This is a genomic window from Clostridium sp. CTA-17 (assembly GCF_054767895.1).
In genome coordinates this window covers 148,295-167,978 of sequence record NZ_BAAABF010000008.1, presented here as the reverse complement: position 1 = coordinate 167,978, position 19,684 = coordinate 148,295, and the positions used below count along the sequence as shown (strand labels likewise).

At 27.6% G+C, this 19,684-nt stretch carries 17 protein-coding genes and 1 tRNA gene; 2 read left to right on the top strand and 16 right to left on the bottom strand.

The annotated features are described in order from the left end of the window. Positions 1-70: 70 nt before the first annotated feature. The 4 genes from ACYUCG_RS12930 to rph all read right to left on the bottom strand — a co-directional run bounded on the left by ACYUCG_RS12930 (position 71) and on the right by rph (position 2,200). Positions 71-146: transfer RNA gene (locus ACYUCG_RS12930), tRNA-Pro, on the bottom strand. Positions 147-355: 209 nt separating this feature from the next. Continuing rightward, positions 356-826 carry a metallophosphoesterase gene (locus ACYUCG_RS12925; RefSeq protein ID WP_003454314.1) on the bottom strand — a complete coding sequence of 157 codons (471 nt, stop codon included), beginning with the start codon at positions 824-826 and terminating at the stop codon, positions 356-358. Positions 827-837: 11 nt separating this feature from the next. Beyond that, a complete protein-coding gene (locus ACYUCG_RS12920; RefSeq protein ID WP_003459440.1) occupies positions 838-1,452 on the bottom strand; it encodes an XTP/dITP diphosphatase in 615 nt (204 codons plus the stop codon). Position 1,453: 1 nt separating this feature from the next. Continuing rightward, on the bottom strand, positions 1,454-2,200 hold the full coding sequence (rph, locus tag ACYUCG_RS12915; protein WP_110021121.1) for a ribonuclease PH: 747 nt from the start codon (positions 2,198-2,200) through the stop codon (positions 1,454-1,456). A 221-nt stretch (positions 2,201-2,421) separates the two neighbouring features. On the opposite strand from rph, the gene ACYUCG_RS12910 reads away from it, so the two are divergent. Beyond that, positions 2,422-4,125, top strand: a complete 1,704-nt coding sequence (locus ACYUCG_RS12910) for a hypothetical protein (protein ID WP_347178442.1) — start codon at positions 2,422-2,424, stop codon at positions 4,123-4,125. Positions 4,126-4,392: 267 nt separating this feature from the next. Here ACYUCG_RS12910 and ACYUCG_RS12905 read toward each other — a convergent pair whose 3' ends face one another. After that, positions 4,393-5,913, bottom strand: a complete 1,521-nt coding sequence (locus ACYUCG_RS12905; protein ID WP_460268738.1) for an ABC transporter substrate-binding protein — start codon at positions 5,911-5,913, stop codon at positions 4,393-4,395. A 131-nt stretch (positions 5,914-6,044) separates the two neighbouring features. After that, positions 6,045-6,509 carry a hypothetical protein gene (locus ACYUCG_RS12900; RefSeq protein ID WP_460268737.1) on the bottom strand — a complete coding sequence of 155 codons (465 nt, stop codon included), beginning with the start codon at positions 6,507-6,509 and terminating at the stop codon, positions 6,045-6,047. A gap of 123 nt (positions 6,510-6,632) precedes the next feature. Here ACYUCG_RS12900 and ACYUCG_RS12895 point away from each other — a divergent pair, with 123 nt between their 5' ends. Beyond that, a complete protein-coding gene (locus ACYUCG_RS12895) occupies positions 6,633-6,956 on the top strand; it encodes a hypothetical protein (RefSeq protein WP_003459451.1) in 324 nt (107 codons plus the stop codon). A gap of 35 nt (positions 6,957-6,991) precedes the next feature. On the opposite strand, the gene ligA is transcribed toward ACYUCG_RS12895, so the two are convergent. The 10 genes from ligA to ACYUCG_RS12845 form a co-directional block, all read right to left on the bottom strand. After that, on the bottom strand, positions 6,992-8,980 hold the full coding sequence (gene ligA, locus ACYUCG_RS12890; RefSeq protein ID WP_460268736.1) for an NAD-dependent DNA ligase LigA: 1,989 nt from the start codon (positions 8,978-8,980) through the stop codon (positions 6,992-6,994). Positions 8,981-9,017: 37 nt separating this feature from the next. After that, positions 9,018-11,273: a DNA helicase PcrA gene (gene pcrA, locus ACYUCG_RS12885; protein ID WP_460268735.1), complete on the bottom strand. Its 2,256-nt coding sequence runs from the start codon at positions 11,271-11,273 to the stop codon at positions 9,018-9,020. Between the two features lie 211 nt (positions 11,274-11,484). Then, positions 11,485-12,273 (bottom strand): hypothetical protein, encoded by a 789-nt coding sequence (locus ACYUCG_RS12880; protein WP_460268734.1) that lies wholly within the window; start codon positions 12,271-12,273, stop codon positions 11,485-11,487. 16 nt (positions 12,274-12,289) lie between these two features. Beyond that, positions 12,290-12,838 (bottom strand): TasA family protein, encoded by a 549-nt coding sequence (locus ACYUCG_RS12875; RefSeq protein ID WP_415342210.1) that lies wholly within the window; start codon positions 12,836-12,838, stop codon positions 12,290-12,292. A gap of 1 nt (position 12,839) precedes the next feature. After that, the gene (locus tag ACYUCG_RS12870) at positions 12,840-13,511 is read right to left on the bottom strand and encodes an LPXTG cell wall anchor domain-containing protein (protein WP_460268733.1); all 672 of its coding nucleotides are present in this window, start codon (positions 13,509-13,511) and stop codon (positions 12,840-12,842) included. Positions 13,512-14,064: 553 nt separating this feature from the next. Continuing rightward, positions 14,065-14,784: a pseudouridine synthase gene (locus ACYUCG_RS12865; RefSeq protein WP_003462288.1), complete on the bottom strand. Its 720-nt coding sequence runs from the start codon at positions 14,782-14,784 to the stop codon at positions 14,065-14,067. Between the two features lie 227 nt (positions 14,785-15,011). Next, entirely contained in the window at positions 15,012-17,057 is a 2,046-nt protein-coding gene (locus ACYUCG_RS12860) for a triple tyrosine motif-containing protein (protein WP_460268732.1), read from the bottom strand. A 356-nt stretch (positions 17,058-17,413) separates the two neighbouring features. Beyond that, a complete protein-coding gene (locus ACYUCG_RS12855; RefSeq protein ID WP_460268731.1) occupies positions 17,414-17,863 on the bottom strand; it encodes a YaiI/YqxD family protein in 450 nt (149 codons plus the stop codon). A gap of 197 nt (positions 17,864-18,060) precedes the next feature. Then, entirely contained in the window at positions 18,061-19,413 is a 1,353-nt protein-coding gene (locus ACYUCG_RS12850) for a glucose-6-phosphate isomerase (RefSeq protein WP_460268730.1), read from the bottom strand. Between the two features lie 29 nt (positions 19,414-19,442). Beyond that, on the bottom strand, positions 19,443-19,652 hold the full coding sequence (locus ACYUCG_RS12845; RefSeq protein WP_003454512.1) for a hypothetical protein: 210 nt from the start codon (positions 19,650-19,652) through the stop codon (positions 19,443-19,445). Positions 19,653-19,684 lie beyond the last annotated feature (32 nt).

Below are 19,684 nucleotides of genomic sequence, written 5' to 3'. Positions count from 1 at the left end.
GTACCGGGAATCGAACCCGGGTATCCAGCTTGGAAGGCTGGTGTTCTACCATTGAACTACACCCGCATAATGGTCGGGGTGACAGGGATCGAACCTGCGACCTCATGGTCCCAAACCACGCGCGCTCCCATCTGCGCCACACCCCGAAGGCTTTGTTTCACCGCCGCTCTCTCGCGACGACAATAGTTATTCTACAGTATAGTTATTATTATGTCAACACTTTTTTTAAAGTTTTTTTAGAAAAATTTATCGAATCCTCTGAAACCCTGATAAAATCTATGTTTTCTTTTTAAAAAAAGTGCTAATACATAGGCTTTTTTTATGTATTAGCACTTATTTTTTAATTTAATTCTAATTAAATAGAAAAAAATCTTACTTCTATATTTTCAGAATCTACATTCATAAAAGCTATACTTGCTTCTCCATCTTTAGGTATTGATGGACTACCAGGATTTATTATCCACATATTTCCCTCTTTTAAGGCTACTTTTCTATGAGTATGACCAAAAATCACTCCATCTACCCCTAATTCAAGTCCTCTATAGTAAATTTTATCTAATCCATATTTAACTGTATATTTATGACCATGAGTTATTAGAAATTTTTTACCTTCAATTTCAATAACTTGCTCAACTTGCCCATTTCTTTCATAGTCACAGTTTCCTACAACAGAATATACCTTTCCCTTAAAACCTTCACTTAATAACTTAACATCATTTATATTATCTCCTAAATGTATAAGAACATCTGAATCATTTAGTAAAGTTTTTATATATTCAATAACATGAGTAACTCCATGTGTATCACTGACTATAGCTACTTTCATTTCTTCTCCTCCTATTTAAGTATCCCTTTTAAATTATCCTTTAGTTTTTCTAAAGCTCTTCCCCTATGGCTAATAGCATTCTTTTCATCTGAAGTCATTTCTGCGAAAGTTTTTTTGTATTCTGGTACGAAAAATAAAGGATCATATCCAAAGCCTTCATTTCCACTTAAAGCTTCTAAAATTACTCCATAACTTTTTCCCTCTGCTACTATTTTTTCTCCTTTATCTGTAACTGCAACTATTACACATATAAAATTAGCTTTTCTTTCATCATCTTTAACATTTTTTAATTCCTCTAATAACTTTTCATTATTTTTAGAATCATTTCCATGTTCCCCTGCATATCTAGCAGAATATATACCTGGCGCTCCATTTAAATAATCTACTTCTAATCCTGAATCGTCAGCCATTACAATAAAATCACTTTCACCTTTACTAAGTAAATACTTTCTTATTTCATTAGCTTTCTTAAAAGAATTTTCTTCAAATGTTTTTCCGTCCTCTTCAACATCTATGTCTATTCCTGCTTCATTTAAAGATAATATGTTTAAATTAAAATCTTTTAATATTTCTTTTATTTCTTTTACCTTATGTGCATTATTACTTGCTAGTATAAATTTTTTCATTTTACTCTCTCCCTGTTCCAATCCATAAAGAATCTGTCTTTAAAGCATCTTTTTGTGCTTGTATCATTTGTTTTGCTCCTTTTTCAGCAAGATTTAATAATTCATCTAATTCTTTTCTTGAAAAAGGTCCAGCCTCTCCAGTTCCTTGAATTTCTATAAACTCTCCCTCTTCTGTCATTACAACATTCATATCTACTTTAGCTACATGGTCTTCTTCATAGCATAAGTCTAATACTTTCTCTTCCCCTACTATTCCAACACTTACTGCGCTGACAAAATGTCTTATAGGATAAACATTGAAAGGTTTCTTTTGATGAAGTTTATTTACAGCATCAACTAATGCCACAAATGAACCTGTAATAGAAGTCGTTCTAGTTCCCCCATCAGCTTGAAGAACATCACAGTCTATCCAAATAGTTTTTTCTCCTAAAGCTTTCATATCTACAGCTGACCTAAGAGCTCTTCCTATAAGTCTTTGTATTTCCATTGTTCTTCCATCTATTTTAAGTTTATTTATATCTCTTTGTTTTCTACTTTGAGTACTTCTTGGAAGCATGTTATATTCAGCAGTTATCCATCCTTCTCCAGAACCCTTTAAAAAAGGTGGAACTTTCTCTTCTATTGAAGCAGTACATAATACTTTAGTATCCCCAACTTCTATTAATACAGAGCCTTCTGCATATTTAGTAAAGTTTCTTGTTATTTTAACTGGTCTTATCTGTTCTTTTTTTCTTCCACTACTTCTCATTCAATATCTCCTTACCTTAATTTATTTTCAAAACACTAATTATAAGAATAGTATATTGGTTATTTTATCCTTTATCAACATGGATTATATATAAAAATTATACCTATAAAAAGCCCTCTAAACCTTTATTTCACCTAAAAGTATTATGTACTCACTAGGTAATATTTATAATAAAAATTCATATTAATATATATAAGAAATAATATCATGAGGTGAATTATTTGAAGTATATAGGTTCATTCTTCAAAGCTAATTCTCTTTCTAAAGAAGAGATAGCATCACAATTACTTTTTCTTTCAAAAGAATCAGTAAATCATATAGTACTTGAATCTAGGTGTGGAATATCTACAAATTACAAAAATCTTAAAGAAAATTTCAAAAAAGATGAGATATCATTCTTTAAAAATAATACTCCATTAATTTGTATATATAAAAAAGCAAAGCCTAATATTTATTCTTCTAAGTATTCAAAAACTTGGGATGATACCACCTTTAAAAAAGATATTCCAGTTTCATCTAATGCATTAATGACCCTTTCTCTTTTAAGACTTTGTTCTTACTATGAAAAATTTAAAAATATTAATAGTGCACTTTATAAAAGAGCTGCCTTTTATAAAAATTTAAGTAAGCTTCAACTGGAATTTTATTATACCTATTTAAGAAATCCAGAAGGTTTTTTTGTAAACAAAAAAAATGATGAGTCTTCTTCTAAGTCTGGCTTAAATATAAGTGAAAAAGAAGATGAAATGTCTTATTCAGATCAAGCTTTAATGATGTTAGCTTACTATATGTATAGTAAAGTAGCTCCTGAAGATTCTGATAGCAAAACCTATGAAGATTTTGCACTTCAAATATTAAACATGTTTGTTAATTTTAAAGAAGAATTATACTTACTTTCCTTAGATGAATGTTGCAAAATAGACTATTGCTTAAATAACATGCTTCTATATTCAAATAATGAAGATTGTAAATTATTAGTTTTAGATTTATCTGATTTCATATTAAACAAATATTATGAATCAAATAGCACATTTTCTAATCTTGAAACAACTTCTCTACTAGCCTTAAATATGTATTTAAGCTATAAGAATACAAACATACTTATATTTAAAGATGCTTACTTAGACTTAATTGAGCTTTTCTGTAATATGTTTAATGATGAAAAGGGAATAATCCTAAAAGGAACAGATAAAAAAGAGTATAAATATTCTAACATGGAAATATGCTTATATTTAACTAACCTTTTAATGTCCTTTGATTTAGATGAGGATTCCTCAGATAAAAGAGAAAATATAATATCTAAGGTCTATAAAAATTATATAGTTAACTCAGGAATAGTAACCAGTTTCCCTGATGCACCAAATTTAGATTCTCATGAAAGATATAAAAAATTCTCTTTAAAGCCTGATGATTTAATTGATGAATCAATGTTTAGAATGACTAATGCTAATAGCCCTGAACTTACAGGATTAGCACCTATATTTACAAAAAATCTAAAGTACTCTACAAAAAAATCAATTTTCACTTCAGATAAAACTACCTTTGATAGTACAAAAAATATGTTTATATTCTTTGTATTTATAAATAGCTTTATTGATAAATATATAGATTTTATTACTGATACTCCTCAAGAGAAAAAAAATGCTATGTTAATAGAACAAATAGGCTCTTTAAAGGATGTACAAAAAACAAATAAACTTCCTAAATTAAATAATTCTAATTCCAATACTCTTATAGTTCCACCTGATGCTGGAGAATCAGACTATAATTCTATAATTAATCAAGATCAAGTGCATGAAATTTCTCCACCACCAAAAAATCCAAACTTAACTAGAGAAATATCTGAATATATTGATTCTTCAATAGATAAAAAAGAGGATTTAGATGATAAAATGAAAAATATTCTTGATTCTACTGATTTATAATAATTTACACTCCATAAAACAATTAAAAACTTATAAATAGCTTTCTAGGAACTTATATACTCTTTACTTTCCTAATATGCTATTTATAAGTTTTTTTAGTAAATATGATTAAAACTTAGATCTACATGATAGAAGATATTTTTTAGTAGCTTAGATTTTGCTATTAAATACAATATATAATTTAGGGGAATTTATGTAAAAATAAATTCTCCTAAAGTTTTTAATACTTAGAGTTCAAATTTGCTTTAATATAAACTTATAAGTATTTTAACTGCTATATTTTAATATTAAATTTCCATTTCCATCAATAAATAAATAATTAACCTTTGGCGACTTACACCAAACATCATTTTTAAAATATAAACTAACTAGACTTAAATTAGGCTTTTCTGAAATAGTAGTCTCTTTTTCACTTTTTTCATTCTTATCCTCTGATTCATTCTCTTCTTTATCTATCTTTTCTTTTTTTAAGCTTTCTGAGTTTTTTTCATTGAAGTTAAATTCACCAAAAGCTATATTAAATTCTCCACTTTTTATTACTTCCTCTATACCCTCATCATGAATTTTTACTATACTCTTTATGGCTAGCTCCTTGTCTAAAAATTTTTTCAGTTCATTTGCTAAAGCTTTATCTTCCTCATTATCTCCTACAACTATTTTTAGTACCTCATTATTACCAAAAACCTTTTTCAAAGTATTTTTACCTGCTTCTTTAAGATTATTTTTTTCTGATTCACTAATCTTATAATCTCCTTTAACTCCATCCTCTTTAATTGAATGAATTTCTTCTTTGTTATTTATTACTTTTATATATGGTTCTCCTAAATTATTTTTTAATATATTACTATCACTAATTAAAACTTGCATAATATTAGATATTCCCTGAATCATCTCAGCTTTATCACTATTTACAACCATTAACTTTAAAGTATCATTATTATATTTACTCAAATCTTTATATAATCCTATATCTTCTGAATATATTATAGGAGGATTCTTTAAAATATCTACCTTTTCTAGATTAAAAGCTGCTAACTCAATTTCATCAGAGTCTTTCTCCTTAAAAGCTATATCTTTTATTTCTAATTCGCTACTATTATAAGGGTTGTCTTTTAATCTTATAAATCCATCCTCAGTTACATCATATATTGTATATGGCCCAGTATATGATATTTCATTAAAATCCTTCTTATAATTATCTAATGGTTCATTTAAATCTCTTAGTCTATATATAGGTTTAGCTAAATTTTTAAGTAAATCATCATCTTTATTGTTCATTCTTAAAACCAATGTATAATCATCAGGACTACTTATTGCTACTTCACTAAAATCAATTTTCCCTTCTCTATAATCCTTAACTCCGTAAATACTATATAACTCATTACTTGTATAATCTTCATTATCTGGACTTAATAAATCTCTAAAGAACATTTGAAAATCCTTTGCTGTTACCTCTTTACCATTACTCCACTTATTTTTTTCATTAATCTTAAATGTATATTCTAAGCCATCATCACTAACCTTCCATCCCATAGCAAGATCTGGAATTGGTTCTCCCTTTTCATTTACCTCAACTAATCCTGAAAATATATTACTTACTAAATCTTCTTCTCCTGTACTTAAAGATTCACTAGGACTTATGGTATCTGGTAAACTTTCAAGAGAATATATAAGTCCTTCATTATATTCAAAGTTCATATTAGAAACAGGGGTTACATCCACATAACTCCTTCCTACTCCAACTACTAATAAAATCATTAAACATATAAATAAAATTACTTTCTTCATGTAAATATCTCCTTCAATAATCTTTTCCCTTTAAATTATTGACAACTATATTAAAAGAAATACTCATACTTATCTAATTCAAGAAAGTAATTTAAGTTCATTAAAATTTATATAAAAACAATATTTTACCCTTAAAATAAGGATTTAAAACTTAACTTGTCGTATGAAATATGATGATGTTTCTTTCTCTTTATCCACCTTTGCTTAACAACAAAGTCTTTTCCATTTAGAAGTTTTATTCTATTTATAAATCTATCTGTTTCTGCCATGTTATAAACATCTTGTTGAAAAACTCCTGTGGTAATATATACGCCCTTGTCTATCTCTCTATCTTGTATTAAACGTATAAATTTATAGTAATCATAAATTGTTACAGCTAATACTTTATGAAATACTATTAAAGTCTTTTTTCGACTAGAACTTATTTCTACTATAAATTCATTATTATTTTTTTCTATGATTTCATAATTTAATTTTTCTTTAATACACTCTTTAATTACTATTTGACTTACTTTTTTTATTGATATCTTCCTAAATTTCATTAATGACTTTTCTATATTCTTTGAATTCATAAGAACATAAAAAGATTTCAGCATATACTTATCTCCTTATTTATCACTTACTAAAATTATATGTTTTAATGTAATAATTATTTAATACTATTTATAACTATTCTTATGGTATAATTTATTTATTATTTTATATGGAGGTAAAATTAAATGACCTTAGCAGTTCAAGTTGTTGCTATACTTTTCATGTTAATAATGATATTTTTAGGAATCTGGAGTTTTGTAATTGCAAATAAAGCTTACAGACAGATAAAGTATAAGAATTATTTACTTGAAAAAATAGCACACAATATATCTCTAATAAGAAATAAGGAAAAAATATTTGATAACTTAAATGCTATGGATGATTCAGTTTCATATTCTGAAATAAAAGAAAACCTTTTAGATAAAGATATTAAAACTGATACAGAATCAGAAGAGGATACAAATATATCAGAGGAAATAAAAGAAAACTCAAATATAGAGGAAAAATAAAAGCCATGTGAAATTACTCACATAGCTTTTACTTTTTATATCATATTTTCAAATTCTTCTTCACTTAATATAGTAACACCTAAAGATTTAGCTTTATCATATTTTGAACCAGCTGCTTCTCCTGCTATTACAAAATCAGTCTTTTTACTTACACTTCCTGAAACCTTTGCTCCTAAAGATTCTAATTTTTCTTTTATTGATGTTCTAGAATAGTTTTCTAAAGTACCAGTTACTACTACTGTTTTTCCCATAAATGGACTTTCTAACACTTCTTTTTTCTCATAATGAGGATTTACTCCAAGGGATAATAATTCATTTATTACTTTTAAAGTTCTTTCCTCTTTAAAGAATTCTATTATACTTCTAGCAACTATATCTCCAACATCTTGAACAGATACTAATTCCTCAAAAGTAGCATTCTCTAGGTTTTCTAAAGACTCAAATCTCTTTACTAAATCCTTAGCAGTTTTAACTCCTACATTAGGAATTCCTAAGGAATATAAAAATGCTTCTAAAGTACAATCTTTACTTTTTTCTATGGCATCTAAAAGATTTTGTGCTTTCTTTGGACCAAACTTATCTAAATCTAATAATTTTTCATATTCTAATTTATAAAGATCTGATATATCTCTTATATCAAGCTTTTCAAATAATTGCTCTGCTGTTCTTTCTGAAAAACCAGCTATGTTCATAGCTTCTCTACCCGCAAAGTGAACTATAGTTTTAACCATTTGAGGCTTACATCCTAAAGTATTTTCACAATAGATATGAACTCCTTCATGAACTAAATGTGCTCCACAAGCTGGACATACCTTTGGTTCTTCAATTTCCTTTGTACCTTCTAAACTTTCAGGAACTACTCCCATTATTTCTGGAATAACATCATTGCTTCTTCTTACAAATACTTCAGCTCCTAATCTTACTCCCTTTCTAGCTATATCATCCATATTGTTTAATGTAGCCCTCTTAACAGTAACTCCTGCTAACTCTACTGGCTCTAAGATAGCTGTGGGAGATACTCTTCCACTTCTACCTACATTCCATTCAACATCTAAAAGCTTAGTTGTAGCCTCCTGTGCTTCAAATTTATATGCAATAGCCCACTTAGGAAATTTAACTGTGTATCCTAAAAGTTCTCTAGTTCTTATATCATCTATAGCTATAACTAATCCATCTATATCATAATTTAAATCAAATCTTATATCTCTTATATAATCAATTTCTTTTTGAATTTCATCTAAAGTTGTGCATTCCCTAATATAATCATCCATTGGAAATCCCTTAATTTTTATGAAATTTAACATTTCCATATAAGTTTTAAAAGGAGCTCCTTCCTTATATCCAACATCATAGAAGAAAGCTGATAAATTTCTTTTAGCTGTCTCTGCTACATTTAAATTTCTTAAAGCTCCCGCTGCTCCATTTCTTAAATTCTTAAGAGGAGTGTCTGCTTCACTATTATATTTTTCAAAGGCTTCTGTAGTCATAATAGCCTCTCCATGAATTTCTAAGAAATCATGACAATCAATTTTTAATGGAATTGATTTTATAGTTTTAACCTGAGCTGTCACATCTTCACCAATAGCCCCAGTTCCTCTAGTTGCTCCAGTAACTAATACTCCATTTTCATCATAGGAAAGATTAATTGTTAATCCATCAAACTTTTTAGTTAAAATATATTTTAATGGTGGTAATTCTTCATCTGAAGTTCTATTATATTCTTCAACAAATTTAACATTTCTATTATGCCACTCTCCAATTTCCTCTAAAGTTTGAGCTTTGTCTAAACTCCAAAGTCTAGCTTTATGAGTGTATTTTTTAAACTCAGGAAGAATTACATCACCAACTCTTTGAGTAGGTGAATATGGTAATTTATATCCTGTTTCCTTTTCTAAATCTACTAATTCATAGTATTTTTTATCATAATCTTTATCTGTTACTGAAGAATTTCCTAAAACATAATATTCATAAGCATATTTATTTAACTCTTCAACTAACTCTTCTATTAATTTTTTCTTATCCATCTTACTCATCTACTCCTTATTAAAGTAAATTTCTATATTAAAGAAGTTCTAGTGGTGCAAAGCTAAACATTAAATGTTTAACTCCTTGACTATCAAAGGCAATTGTAAGCTTATAGTCATCTCCAACTTTACTCTTTGTTATTAATGTTCCCACACCAAACTTAGGATGCTTAACTTTTCTTCCCATAGTTAATTCATCTATTCCTGCATTACCTGAAGATTTTCCTGATAAAGTCTTATTTATGGATTCATTTGCTTTAGAAACACTCATTCCTCCTCTTATACTGTGAGGATTATAAGTTTTTCTTGGCTCTCCATAAGTTTGTGAACTATTTTTGAAAGAGTTACTTGAACTTTTACCATTGATATTTACATAGTCTTTTATGTTAGCTGGAATTTCTGATATAAAATCTGATTGTCCATAAGCCACTGTTTTACCAAATATCATTCTTGTTTCAGCTGATGTCATATATAACTTTTCCTCAGCTCTAGTTATTCCAACATAGCAAAGTCTTCTAGCCTCTTCCATTTGATTATCATGTTCAAAGCAAGCTGCATTTGGGAATATTCCGTTCTCCATACCAACTAAGAAAACTGTTGGGAATTCTAGTCCCTTTGAGCTGTGAACTGTCATTAGCATTACATAATTATCTTCTGCTTCTAAATCATCCATATCTTGAACAAGAGCAACCTTCTCTAAGTAAGCTGATAATGATTTATCTTCTTCATTACTCTTTTCAAATTCAACAGCATCAGAAACTAATTCTTCTAAGTTTTCTATTCTGCTTTGATCCTCTATAAGCTTTGAATCTTTAAGTGATTTTAAATAACCTGTTTTTTCTAAAACATATTCAATTAATTGAGATACACTTAGTTGCTCTGACATAACCATTATTTCTTCCATCATATCAGTAAACTTCTTAATAGGATTTATACTTCTAGCTGTTAATCCTGGTACATAATCTACATCTAATAAAACATTGTATAATGTATCATCTATTTCAGACGCATGATTTTGAAGTTTTTCTACAGTAGTATCTCCAATGCTTCTTTTAGGAACATTTATTATTCTTCTTAAACTTATAGAATCTTTAGGATTTACTATTATTTTTAAGTATGCAAGAATATCTTTTATCTCTTTTCTATCATAGAATTTTAGTCCTCCAAAAATTCTATATGGAATTCCTGCTCTTCTTAAGGCTTCCTCAAAATTACGAGACTGTGCATTTGTTCTGTAAAGAACAGCAAAATCCTTATATTTATATCCTTTATCACTTTTTAATTTTTCTATCTCTGAAACAACAAAAGCTGCTTCCATTTTATCTGAATAAGCTCTATGAATACTTATTTTTTCTCCCTCTACTTGTTCAGTTCTTAAAATTTTAAATTTTCTCTCTGCATTATTTTTTATAACTTTATTAGCAGCCTCTAAAATATTTCCTTTTGATCTATAGTTTTGTTCAAGTTTAACAACTTTAGCCTCTGGATAATCCTTTTCAAAATCTAATATATTTCTTATATCTGCCCCTCTCCAAGCATAAATACATTGGTCATCATCACCAACTACGCATATATTTTTGTGTTTTGCAGCTAAAAGCTTAGCAAATTCATATTGAGCTTTATTTGTATCTTGATACTCATCTATCATTATGTATTTAAACTTATTTTGATAAAACTCTAATACATCATTATGCTTTCTAAATAACTCAACAGTTTTTACTATTAAATCATCAAAATCTAGAGCATTATTTTCTTTTAATTTCTTTTGATATAAAAGATATGCATCTGCTATTTTATTTTTTCTAAAGTTATCTTCATTTTCTTTCTTAAAACTTTGTGCACTTTGGATATTATCCTTTGCTTTTCCTATAGTACCTAAAATCTCTAAATCAGTTATCTCTTTTTCATTAATATTAAGCTCTTTCATTACAAGTTTTATTAATGTTTTCTGATCTGATGAATCATATATTGTAAAGTCTTTACTATAACCTAATTTATCTATTTCTCTTCTTAAAATTCTCACGCAAGATGAATGAAATGTTGATATCCACATGTTGTTTGCTACTTCACCAACTAGAGATTTTACTCTCTCTCTCATTTCCCCTGCTGCTTTATTTGTAAATGTTATTGCTAATATATTATAAGGTTTTATATCATTTTCTATCATGTATGCTATTCTGTGTGTAAGTACTCTAGTTTTACCAGAACCTGCTCCTGCTAATATAAGTACTTGACCATCAATTGTGGTTGCTGCTTCATATTGTTCTTTATTAAGCAAGCTTTTTAAATCCATTAGATCACTCCTCTTCCTACAATAAAACTAAACTTTATTATACCATATAAATCTATATATTATATTCTATCAAACATATTATTCTTTTACATGATTAATAAAAAATAAATGGCCACATTATAAAATGTGACCATTTATTTCAAATATAATACTCTTACTTTAAATATAATCTTTTAAATTTACCTCTTTAATTTATTTCATATATTTTTTCTTAATTAATATTAGTAAGATTATTTGAAACTTCTCCCTCTCCTAAGGATTTATTCAGCTCATTTTCATGAATATTTTCTTGCTCTAAATTTTCTTCCTTAGGTAAATTCTCTCCTTCTACAGGTGTAGTATTTTCATCTCCACTTTTGGGAGTCTCAAGGTTTTCACCTTCATTATTAGAATTTTCTATTGAAGATTCTTCTTTAACTTCATTATTAGGTTGATTTACACCCTCATCTTTAACCTCGCTATTAGGTTTAACCCCTTCATCTCCCTTAATCTCATTATTAGATTGACTTTCTTTATTACCATTTTGATCATTAGTTAAACTCCATGTGATGTTTCCATTAGAATCTTCATATAAGTATAAAGTTATTTCTTCTAAATCCTTACCAAATCTATCTTCAAAATTACTATTTAATTTTATACTTGGCAAATTATTTTCTATTCCAACAGGAATTAAAAATTCTCCATCCTTTTTACTTATTATAATTTCCTTTCCCTCTATTGAAATTTCAACATTATCTAAAAAAGTTTCACTTCCAACAATATCACTATTTATATTCTCTCCACTGTAGAAGACTTTTTTAGAAAACTCTAATACAAGAGAGTTTTCTCTAGTGCTTATCTTTGAAATTTCAAAAGGACTTTCCTTAGGATCTAACTCAACTATTTTAACCGTATTTTTTACTGAATACTCTCCACTAAAATAAGCATAACTTCCATAAGTAGCACTTGAAGCAAGTGAAACTCCTAAAATTAATGCTATAATTTTATTCTTACTAATCACTTAAACTCCTCCTCTACTATTTACTATTTTCCTGAGTATACCCTATATTTAAATCAAATTTAAATTCTGCATTAGAATAATTCTCTGGCATATCTCTTTGCATATTTAATGTTAATGTAGCAGTTAAAACTTCACCATCATTTAAAACTACTTCATTCCCCTCTGCATCTAATAATTGAATATTTTTATTAAATAGTGAAAGTAATGTCTCTTCTCCATTTCCATATCCTTGTATATCTCTATTTTCGCTACTTTCAAAACTTAATGAATACTTTATTTTCTCTAGTCCATCATTTCCTATTGATGAATTTTTAAAATTTAATGTCATTCTTTGATTTAGAGTTCCATTATTAGTTATTATAAAAGTATCACTAACAGGAACTTCTATATCCATTTTCTCTATTTTAACTGTTTTTGTAGCCTCAGAACTTAAAGTTCCTAAAGTTAACTTTAAATCACCGTTTACGTTTTCTTTATCCGAAAAATAGGCTAAACTTCCTAAACCTCCTGTTATTCCTATAGCTAATACCAATGAAATTATTCTTCTCATCTTAACGGTTTTCATATTAAATCTCCTCCTTTTTTTGAGGTAACTTTAATATTGATGCTCCTATACCTAAAGCTAAAACTCCAAAAACCATAAAATTGTTATTGCTAAAGCCCCCTGTATTTGGTAAGTTTCCACTTCCATTATTTATTTCATCCTCATATTCATATTGAATACTTAGACTAAATGCATTTTGTATGCCTTGTCCTCTATTATCTAAGTCATTAGAAATCTTTACTTCTAAATCTATAAGTTTACTATTATTAGACTCTACATTTATTCCATCTTTTAATTTAATATTTCCTTCTGAAAAAACCTCTTCAAGAGTTCCTTGAAAAATCAGATCATCACTGTCTTTTACAGTAATAAATGCATTTTCCAAAAAATATTTATACCTTTCATCCACCTCATCAATATATGAAGAATTTACATAGTCTAAGAGTTTTTCATCATGAAAATTTAGAGTTTTTATAACTATATCTTCACTTAAATTATTAGATATTTTTATTGAGCTTTCTTCTAAATTTCCTGGTTCCCAAATAATTTTTTCATTAAACAAATTATTCTTTTCTTCCACTACATCAATAGTAACGCCGGCCTTTTCTTTAGCAAATACAATATTATCTTTAGCTGGCATAAAAGCTAATGTTGCTAAAAGTGCACATAAAAATACGCTTTTAGTTTTCCTCATACTGTTCCCCCCCTTTTTAATAGTCTTAACATAATAAATCTAATTTAACTTTATATTTATATTCATCAACTATAAAAAAAATAACTTAGTTCATATTTATTTTAGAAAAATATTACATAATATTAAGAATAAATCTAATTATATTTATGAAAAATATATTTTTAATTCTTAAATCAATAGTATTTTTATAATAAATATTAAAAAAATGCTTATATATGCTATATCTATATGTCAGTATTTATTTAGAACATATTATAAAGAAAAAGAGTTGATACTTTAAAGTATCAACTCTTTATAATTTGAATATATTATTTCAATAGTTTGTCTAAAATGCATTTTTTATTGCATTATTATAAAATAAAAAAACGCAACCCTTGGGGCTAGGTTGCGTTTCAGCAATAAGCAATAAATAAAAAGGGGGCTATTTATTCCTTTTATTTATCCTCGCACAACTATTATATTAGATGTTTACTTAAATTGCAAGTAATCTAATATTTTTTTTGCAAGTTTTCCTACATGAATTTTCCCTTTACAATCATTACTATTTAAATTTTTAAAAATTTTTGTAAAGTACCGCTAATTCACTTTCTGAAAGCTCTTTATATTCGCCTTCTTCTAAACTTTCATCAAGTGGAAGATTACCAAAAGAAGTTCTTTTTAAATAAACAACCTTTTTCCCTCTAGCCTCAAACATTCTTTTTACTTGATGATATTTACCCTCTTGAACTGTAACTTCTACTCTAGATGAATCCTCTAAATTTTCTATAACCTTAAGCTTTGCACTCATACACTTATATCCATCATCTAAAGTTACACCATTTTCGAAAGCTTTAATATCTTTTTCTGTTATAGGAGCATTTATTTCTGCATAATAAACCTTATCAACATGATATTTAGGTGAAATTAATTTATGATTTAAATCACCATCATTAGTTAATAGTAATAATCCTACTGTATCTTTATCAAGTCTTCCTACTGGAAATGGTTCAAAAACTTGATCTTCCATATATAATAAATCAATAACAGTTTCATCTCTCTTATCATAAGTTGCTGAAATTACTCCAGCTGGCTTATTCATCATTAAATATATGTACTTTTTATACTCTACTTTTTCCCCATTTATAACTATTGTATCTTTCTCAGGATCTATTTGAAGTCCGCTATCCTTAACTTTCTCATCATTAACTGTTACAAAACCTTTTTTAACAACTTGCTTTATTTCTTTTCTCGTTCCGTATCCTAAGTTTGATAAAACCTTATCCAATCTTTCCACTAACTAATCACTCCTTCGTAAAAAATCACATTTATATCTGTGGTTAGTATAAAGCAAAGTTTAACTAATTACAACTTATTAAAACTATAAAAATAAATAAGACTCTATTTTAAGTAAATATTAATTTTAAATAATTTAAAAACCAACTTAATATTAGTCTTAAAAGCTTATTTTCAAATCAATATTATATAAAATAAAGTCCTAATTATATATTAAACTTTAATATTTTATTCTACCTTAAACTCAAAAGTATCATAGTCCTCATAAGCACATTTTTTATAATAACTTTTAGTTAATACTAAAACCTTATACTTTCCTGGTACATATGGCCTAAAAGAATAATAACTCTTTCTACTATATTTTTGAACTAAAGACCAGTTTCCATTAATCATTATATAATATTCATAGCAAACTCTACTTCCACCTTCACATTTTGTAGAAAAATTTATTTCCTCATTAATTTTAAACACCTTATCAGAAGCACTTATTTTAGTATCTGTAATAGGTAAAGCTTCACTAACATAAAATCTTACTTCTCTTCTTGAATCAAATCCCTCTTTACATTTAATATTTCTAGCAAATATATCAATTGTGTATTTTCCTGGACATTTTGGTGTAACTTTAAACCTCTTATTTTTTACATAATCAGTTTCTTCTACTACTTGTCCATTTACTTTAGTAACATACTTAACCTTTACTTGTCTAGTATTTTGAACTATTACTTCAATATCAATATCATCTCCAACTAAAAAATATTCCTTAGCTGGAACTAATATATGATCAATTTTCCCTTCTGCATACTCCCTAACTTTAAAATTTAATACAGTATGCACATCATATTCTTTTGTTGAATATTTATCTTTTACTCTTACATCAAGCTGATAATTTCCTTTTTCATTTGGAATAAATTCTACCCAATTGTTACTTCCAAAATCAATACTTTCTATGGTTTTACCATCCTTAATTATTAAGAAGGAATACTTTAAGTCAGTACCACCCTCTGCACTAACCCTAAGTTTTATTACTTCATTAATTATAGGAGTCTTATCTCTATCAAATATTAATTCTGTTATTTTTATTGGCTTTTTAACCTTTTTTTCTATTTTATAATCTAATTTTGATTCTACTTCATAATCTCCAATAAATGATTCATCCTTAGCCCAAAGAGTTATTCTATAATTTCCTTCTTTTTTAGCATTCCATTTTAAAGTGCTATTTCTTGTATAGCCTGTATCTTCAGATATTTCTCCATCTATTTTAAATCTATAAAGGATATCACTTCCTCCATCAATAACAGCTTTTACCTCTATTACCTCTCCTTTTTCTTGAGGTGAACTTAAATCTGTAGTAAAACTTCTTAATTGTAATGGTTCATATGGTTTTATATCATATACCATAACGGCTCTATCATCAAATTCCTTATTAGAATACATATCTCTTATTAAACATAAAAGTTTATATCTTCCCTCTTTAAATTCTTTAAAAGTTACTATACGATTTGATGAAAAATCTTGAATGCAAGTTCTACTTCCATCAGGTGAAATTTTTACAAACTTATATAGTGCTGTTCTTTCATCTTCAAAATTTGCTTCCACTTCAAAAGTAAGCTCTGAGTTTACTATTAATTTTTCACTTAAATTGATAAAATTAATTATTTCAGGCTTCACGAATTCTTTTGATGTAAATATAACTGTGGCATAATCATCTGCTGTATTAGTTGAACTTGTTTTTTTACATTCAATTAAAAACTCAAATTGACCACTTTCATTAATAGTATAATTTAATTTATTTTCTAGTGTATAATCTTTTATAAGTTGCCATCCGTTCTTTCCACTTATAAAGTATCTATACATAATATTTTCATTGTTACTGTCAACCTTTAATTCTGCCTTCTCTCCAACATTAAATACATCTTTATTGAGATAGATTCCTTTTATTAATTTTTCTTCTTTAATTTCATCTTTATTTATTTCATTTTGAAGCCCATCAACTCTTCTTTTCACATTAACACTCTGAGTAACTTTATAATCAAAAGGCTTAGTTGAATTCTCTTTTCTTCCTTGAACCATAATCATATACTCTCCATCTTCTTTAGGATTCCAGATAAATTCATTTCCTTTTTCAAATTCCCTTAAAGTTTCCCAAATTCCATCCTTTCCTGTTAAGATTTTATACCTTAAATTATCATGAGTATTATTTACTATTTTTATGTTAACCGGACTATTATCTTCTATTATATCTCTCGTATCTAACTCTAAAAGTAATTCTCCCATAATCACTCCCCCTAAAACCCGAAACACTATAGATAAATAAATTATATTATACTTCTGTTTTTATGTAAATATTTTCTATTTTTCTTGCCATAAAACACTCTATTTCTACATTTTTTCTGCTTTTATAAAATGTATAAAAAGTTTAAAACTGTCTATAATATAGGTAGTGTTACTTAACACTGTAAATCTCCTAATTTTATTATATCCATATAATCAAACCATTAAAGAAATCTCAGCCACTCTGAGATTTCTTTTTTTAATATACCTTAATTAATAGTATATATATTATTTTTTAAATTTATTTTCTAATTCTACAAAGTTTATTTTCTAATTTTCCAAACCTTGTTTTATTATATCTAATTTAAAATAGTCTTTACCTTTTCTATCAAAACTTCTAAATTATAATAAAGTCTATCATCATCTTCTTTATTTCTTTTATGATTTCCTTTTGATTTTCCACCAGCTCTTCTATTTTTTTGACTTAAATGTCTTTCAAAAAGTAATCTATCAACATTATCATTATCATAAATATACCCTCTAGGGCTTATGGCTAACGCTCCTTTTCCTAAAGCCATAGCTGCTACTCCATAATCTTGAGTTATTACAATATCATTTTTATCAGTATTATTAGCCACATACATATCTACGCTTTGAAATCCACCATCAACCATTCTCACCTCAGAGTAATCTGAATTTATCATATGATTTATTGTGCAATAAATTAATATTTTTACTGAATGCTTTTTAGCAACTTTTTCAATTATATCTCTTCCTGCACATCCATCACCATCAATAATTATTTTCACCTTTATAATCCTCCCATAATATATTCTCTATTATCTTTTTTTGAATATTAAATAATTATCCATTAATAAAATTATACACATTTTCATTAATTTACTAATATTCTTACAATAATAAATAATTTATATATTAATAAAATTATACTCTTAAAACAAAAAAGAAGCTCTAAAAAGAGCTCCTTTTTATAATTAAATTTATATTATTTTAATCTTTCTTCTAACTCAGCTTTTAAATCTTCAAAGCCTGGTTTTCCAAGTAAAGCAAACATGTTTTTCTTGTAAGCTTCAACACCTGGTTGGTCAAATGGATTTATTCCTAAAACATATCCACTGATTCCACAAGCTTTTTCGAAGAAGTAAACTAATCTTCCGAAGTAGTATGGAGTTAATTCTGGAACATTAACAACTACGTTTGGAACTTCTCCATCATTGTGAGCAAGTAAAGTTCCTCTGAATGCTTGTTTGTTAACATAGTCCATAGTTTTTCCAGCTAAGAAGTTTAATCCATCTATGTTTTCATCGTTAGCTTCGATTACTATTTCTTCTCTTGGAGATCCTACATTAATAACTGTTTCGAAGATATCTCTTCTACCTTCTTGGATGTATTGTCCCATTGAGTGTAAATCAGTTGAGAAATCAACAGCAGCTGGGAATAATCCTTTGTTGTCTTTTCCTTCTGATTCTCCATATAATTGTTTCCACCATTCATTGAAGTAATGAACTGATGGCTCATAGTTAACTAATATTTCTATAGCTTTACCTTTATTGTATAAAGCATTTCTAGCAGCTGCATATTTGTAACATTCGTTATCAGCTAATGAAGGATTAGCATATTCTTCTCTAGCATCAGCAGCTCCTTCCATCATTTCATCTATGTTTATTCCAGCTGCAGCTATTGGTAATAATCCAACTGCTGTTAATACTGAGAATCTTCCTCCAACATCATCTGGTATTACGAAAGTTTCATATCCTTCAGCATCAGCTAAAGTTTTTAAAGCACCTTTCTTAGCATCTGTTGTAGCATATATTCTCTTCTTAGCTTCTTCTTTTCCGTATTTCTTTTCCATGTAATCTTTTAAGATTCTGAAAGCTATAGCAGGTTCTGTAGTAGTACCTGATTTTGATATAACATTTAAGCTTACATCTAATCCATCAATAGCTTTTAATAAATCAGCCATGTAGCTTGAGCTTATGTTATTTCCTGCGTAGAATATAGCTGGAGTTTTTCTCTTATCTTTTGATACATAATTATAGAAGTTATTAGTTAACATTTCTATAGCAGCTCTTGCTCCTAAGTAAGAACCACCTATTCCTATAACAACTAATACATCTGAATCACTTTGTATTTTCTTAGCAGCTTCTTTTATTCTAGCAAACTCATCTTTATCATAATTAACTGGTAGGTCAACCCATCCTAAGAAGTCATTTCCTGCACCTGTTCCATTATGTAATTTATTGTGTGCTTGGTTTATAGTTTCTTGCATGTAAGCAACTTCGTGAGATTTTAAATATGGAGCTGCTTTTGATAAATCAACAACTAATCCTTTTTTCATTATTACTACCTCCATTAGCGTTTATAAATTTATTTTAACCACGCCATTAATATATATAATATAATCGCAAAAATAATTAAGCCTCCAAAAACCATTGGAAGTATTATTGCGTATTGCGCTAACATTATAGCAACCAAATCCTTAAAAGTTGGCTTTTCTTTATTTTTAACTTCTTCCATTAATTTCTCATATTCTTCTTTTTCTTTTCTTCTAGTTATTTCATCTTTAAACCAAAACAAACTTAATTCCCCCTGTTTACCACACGTTAATA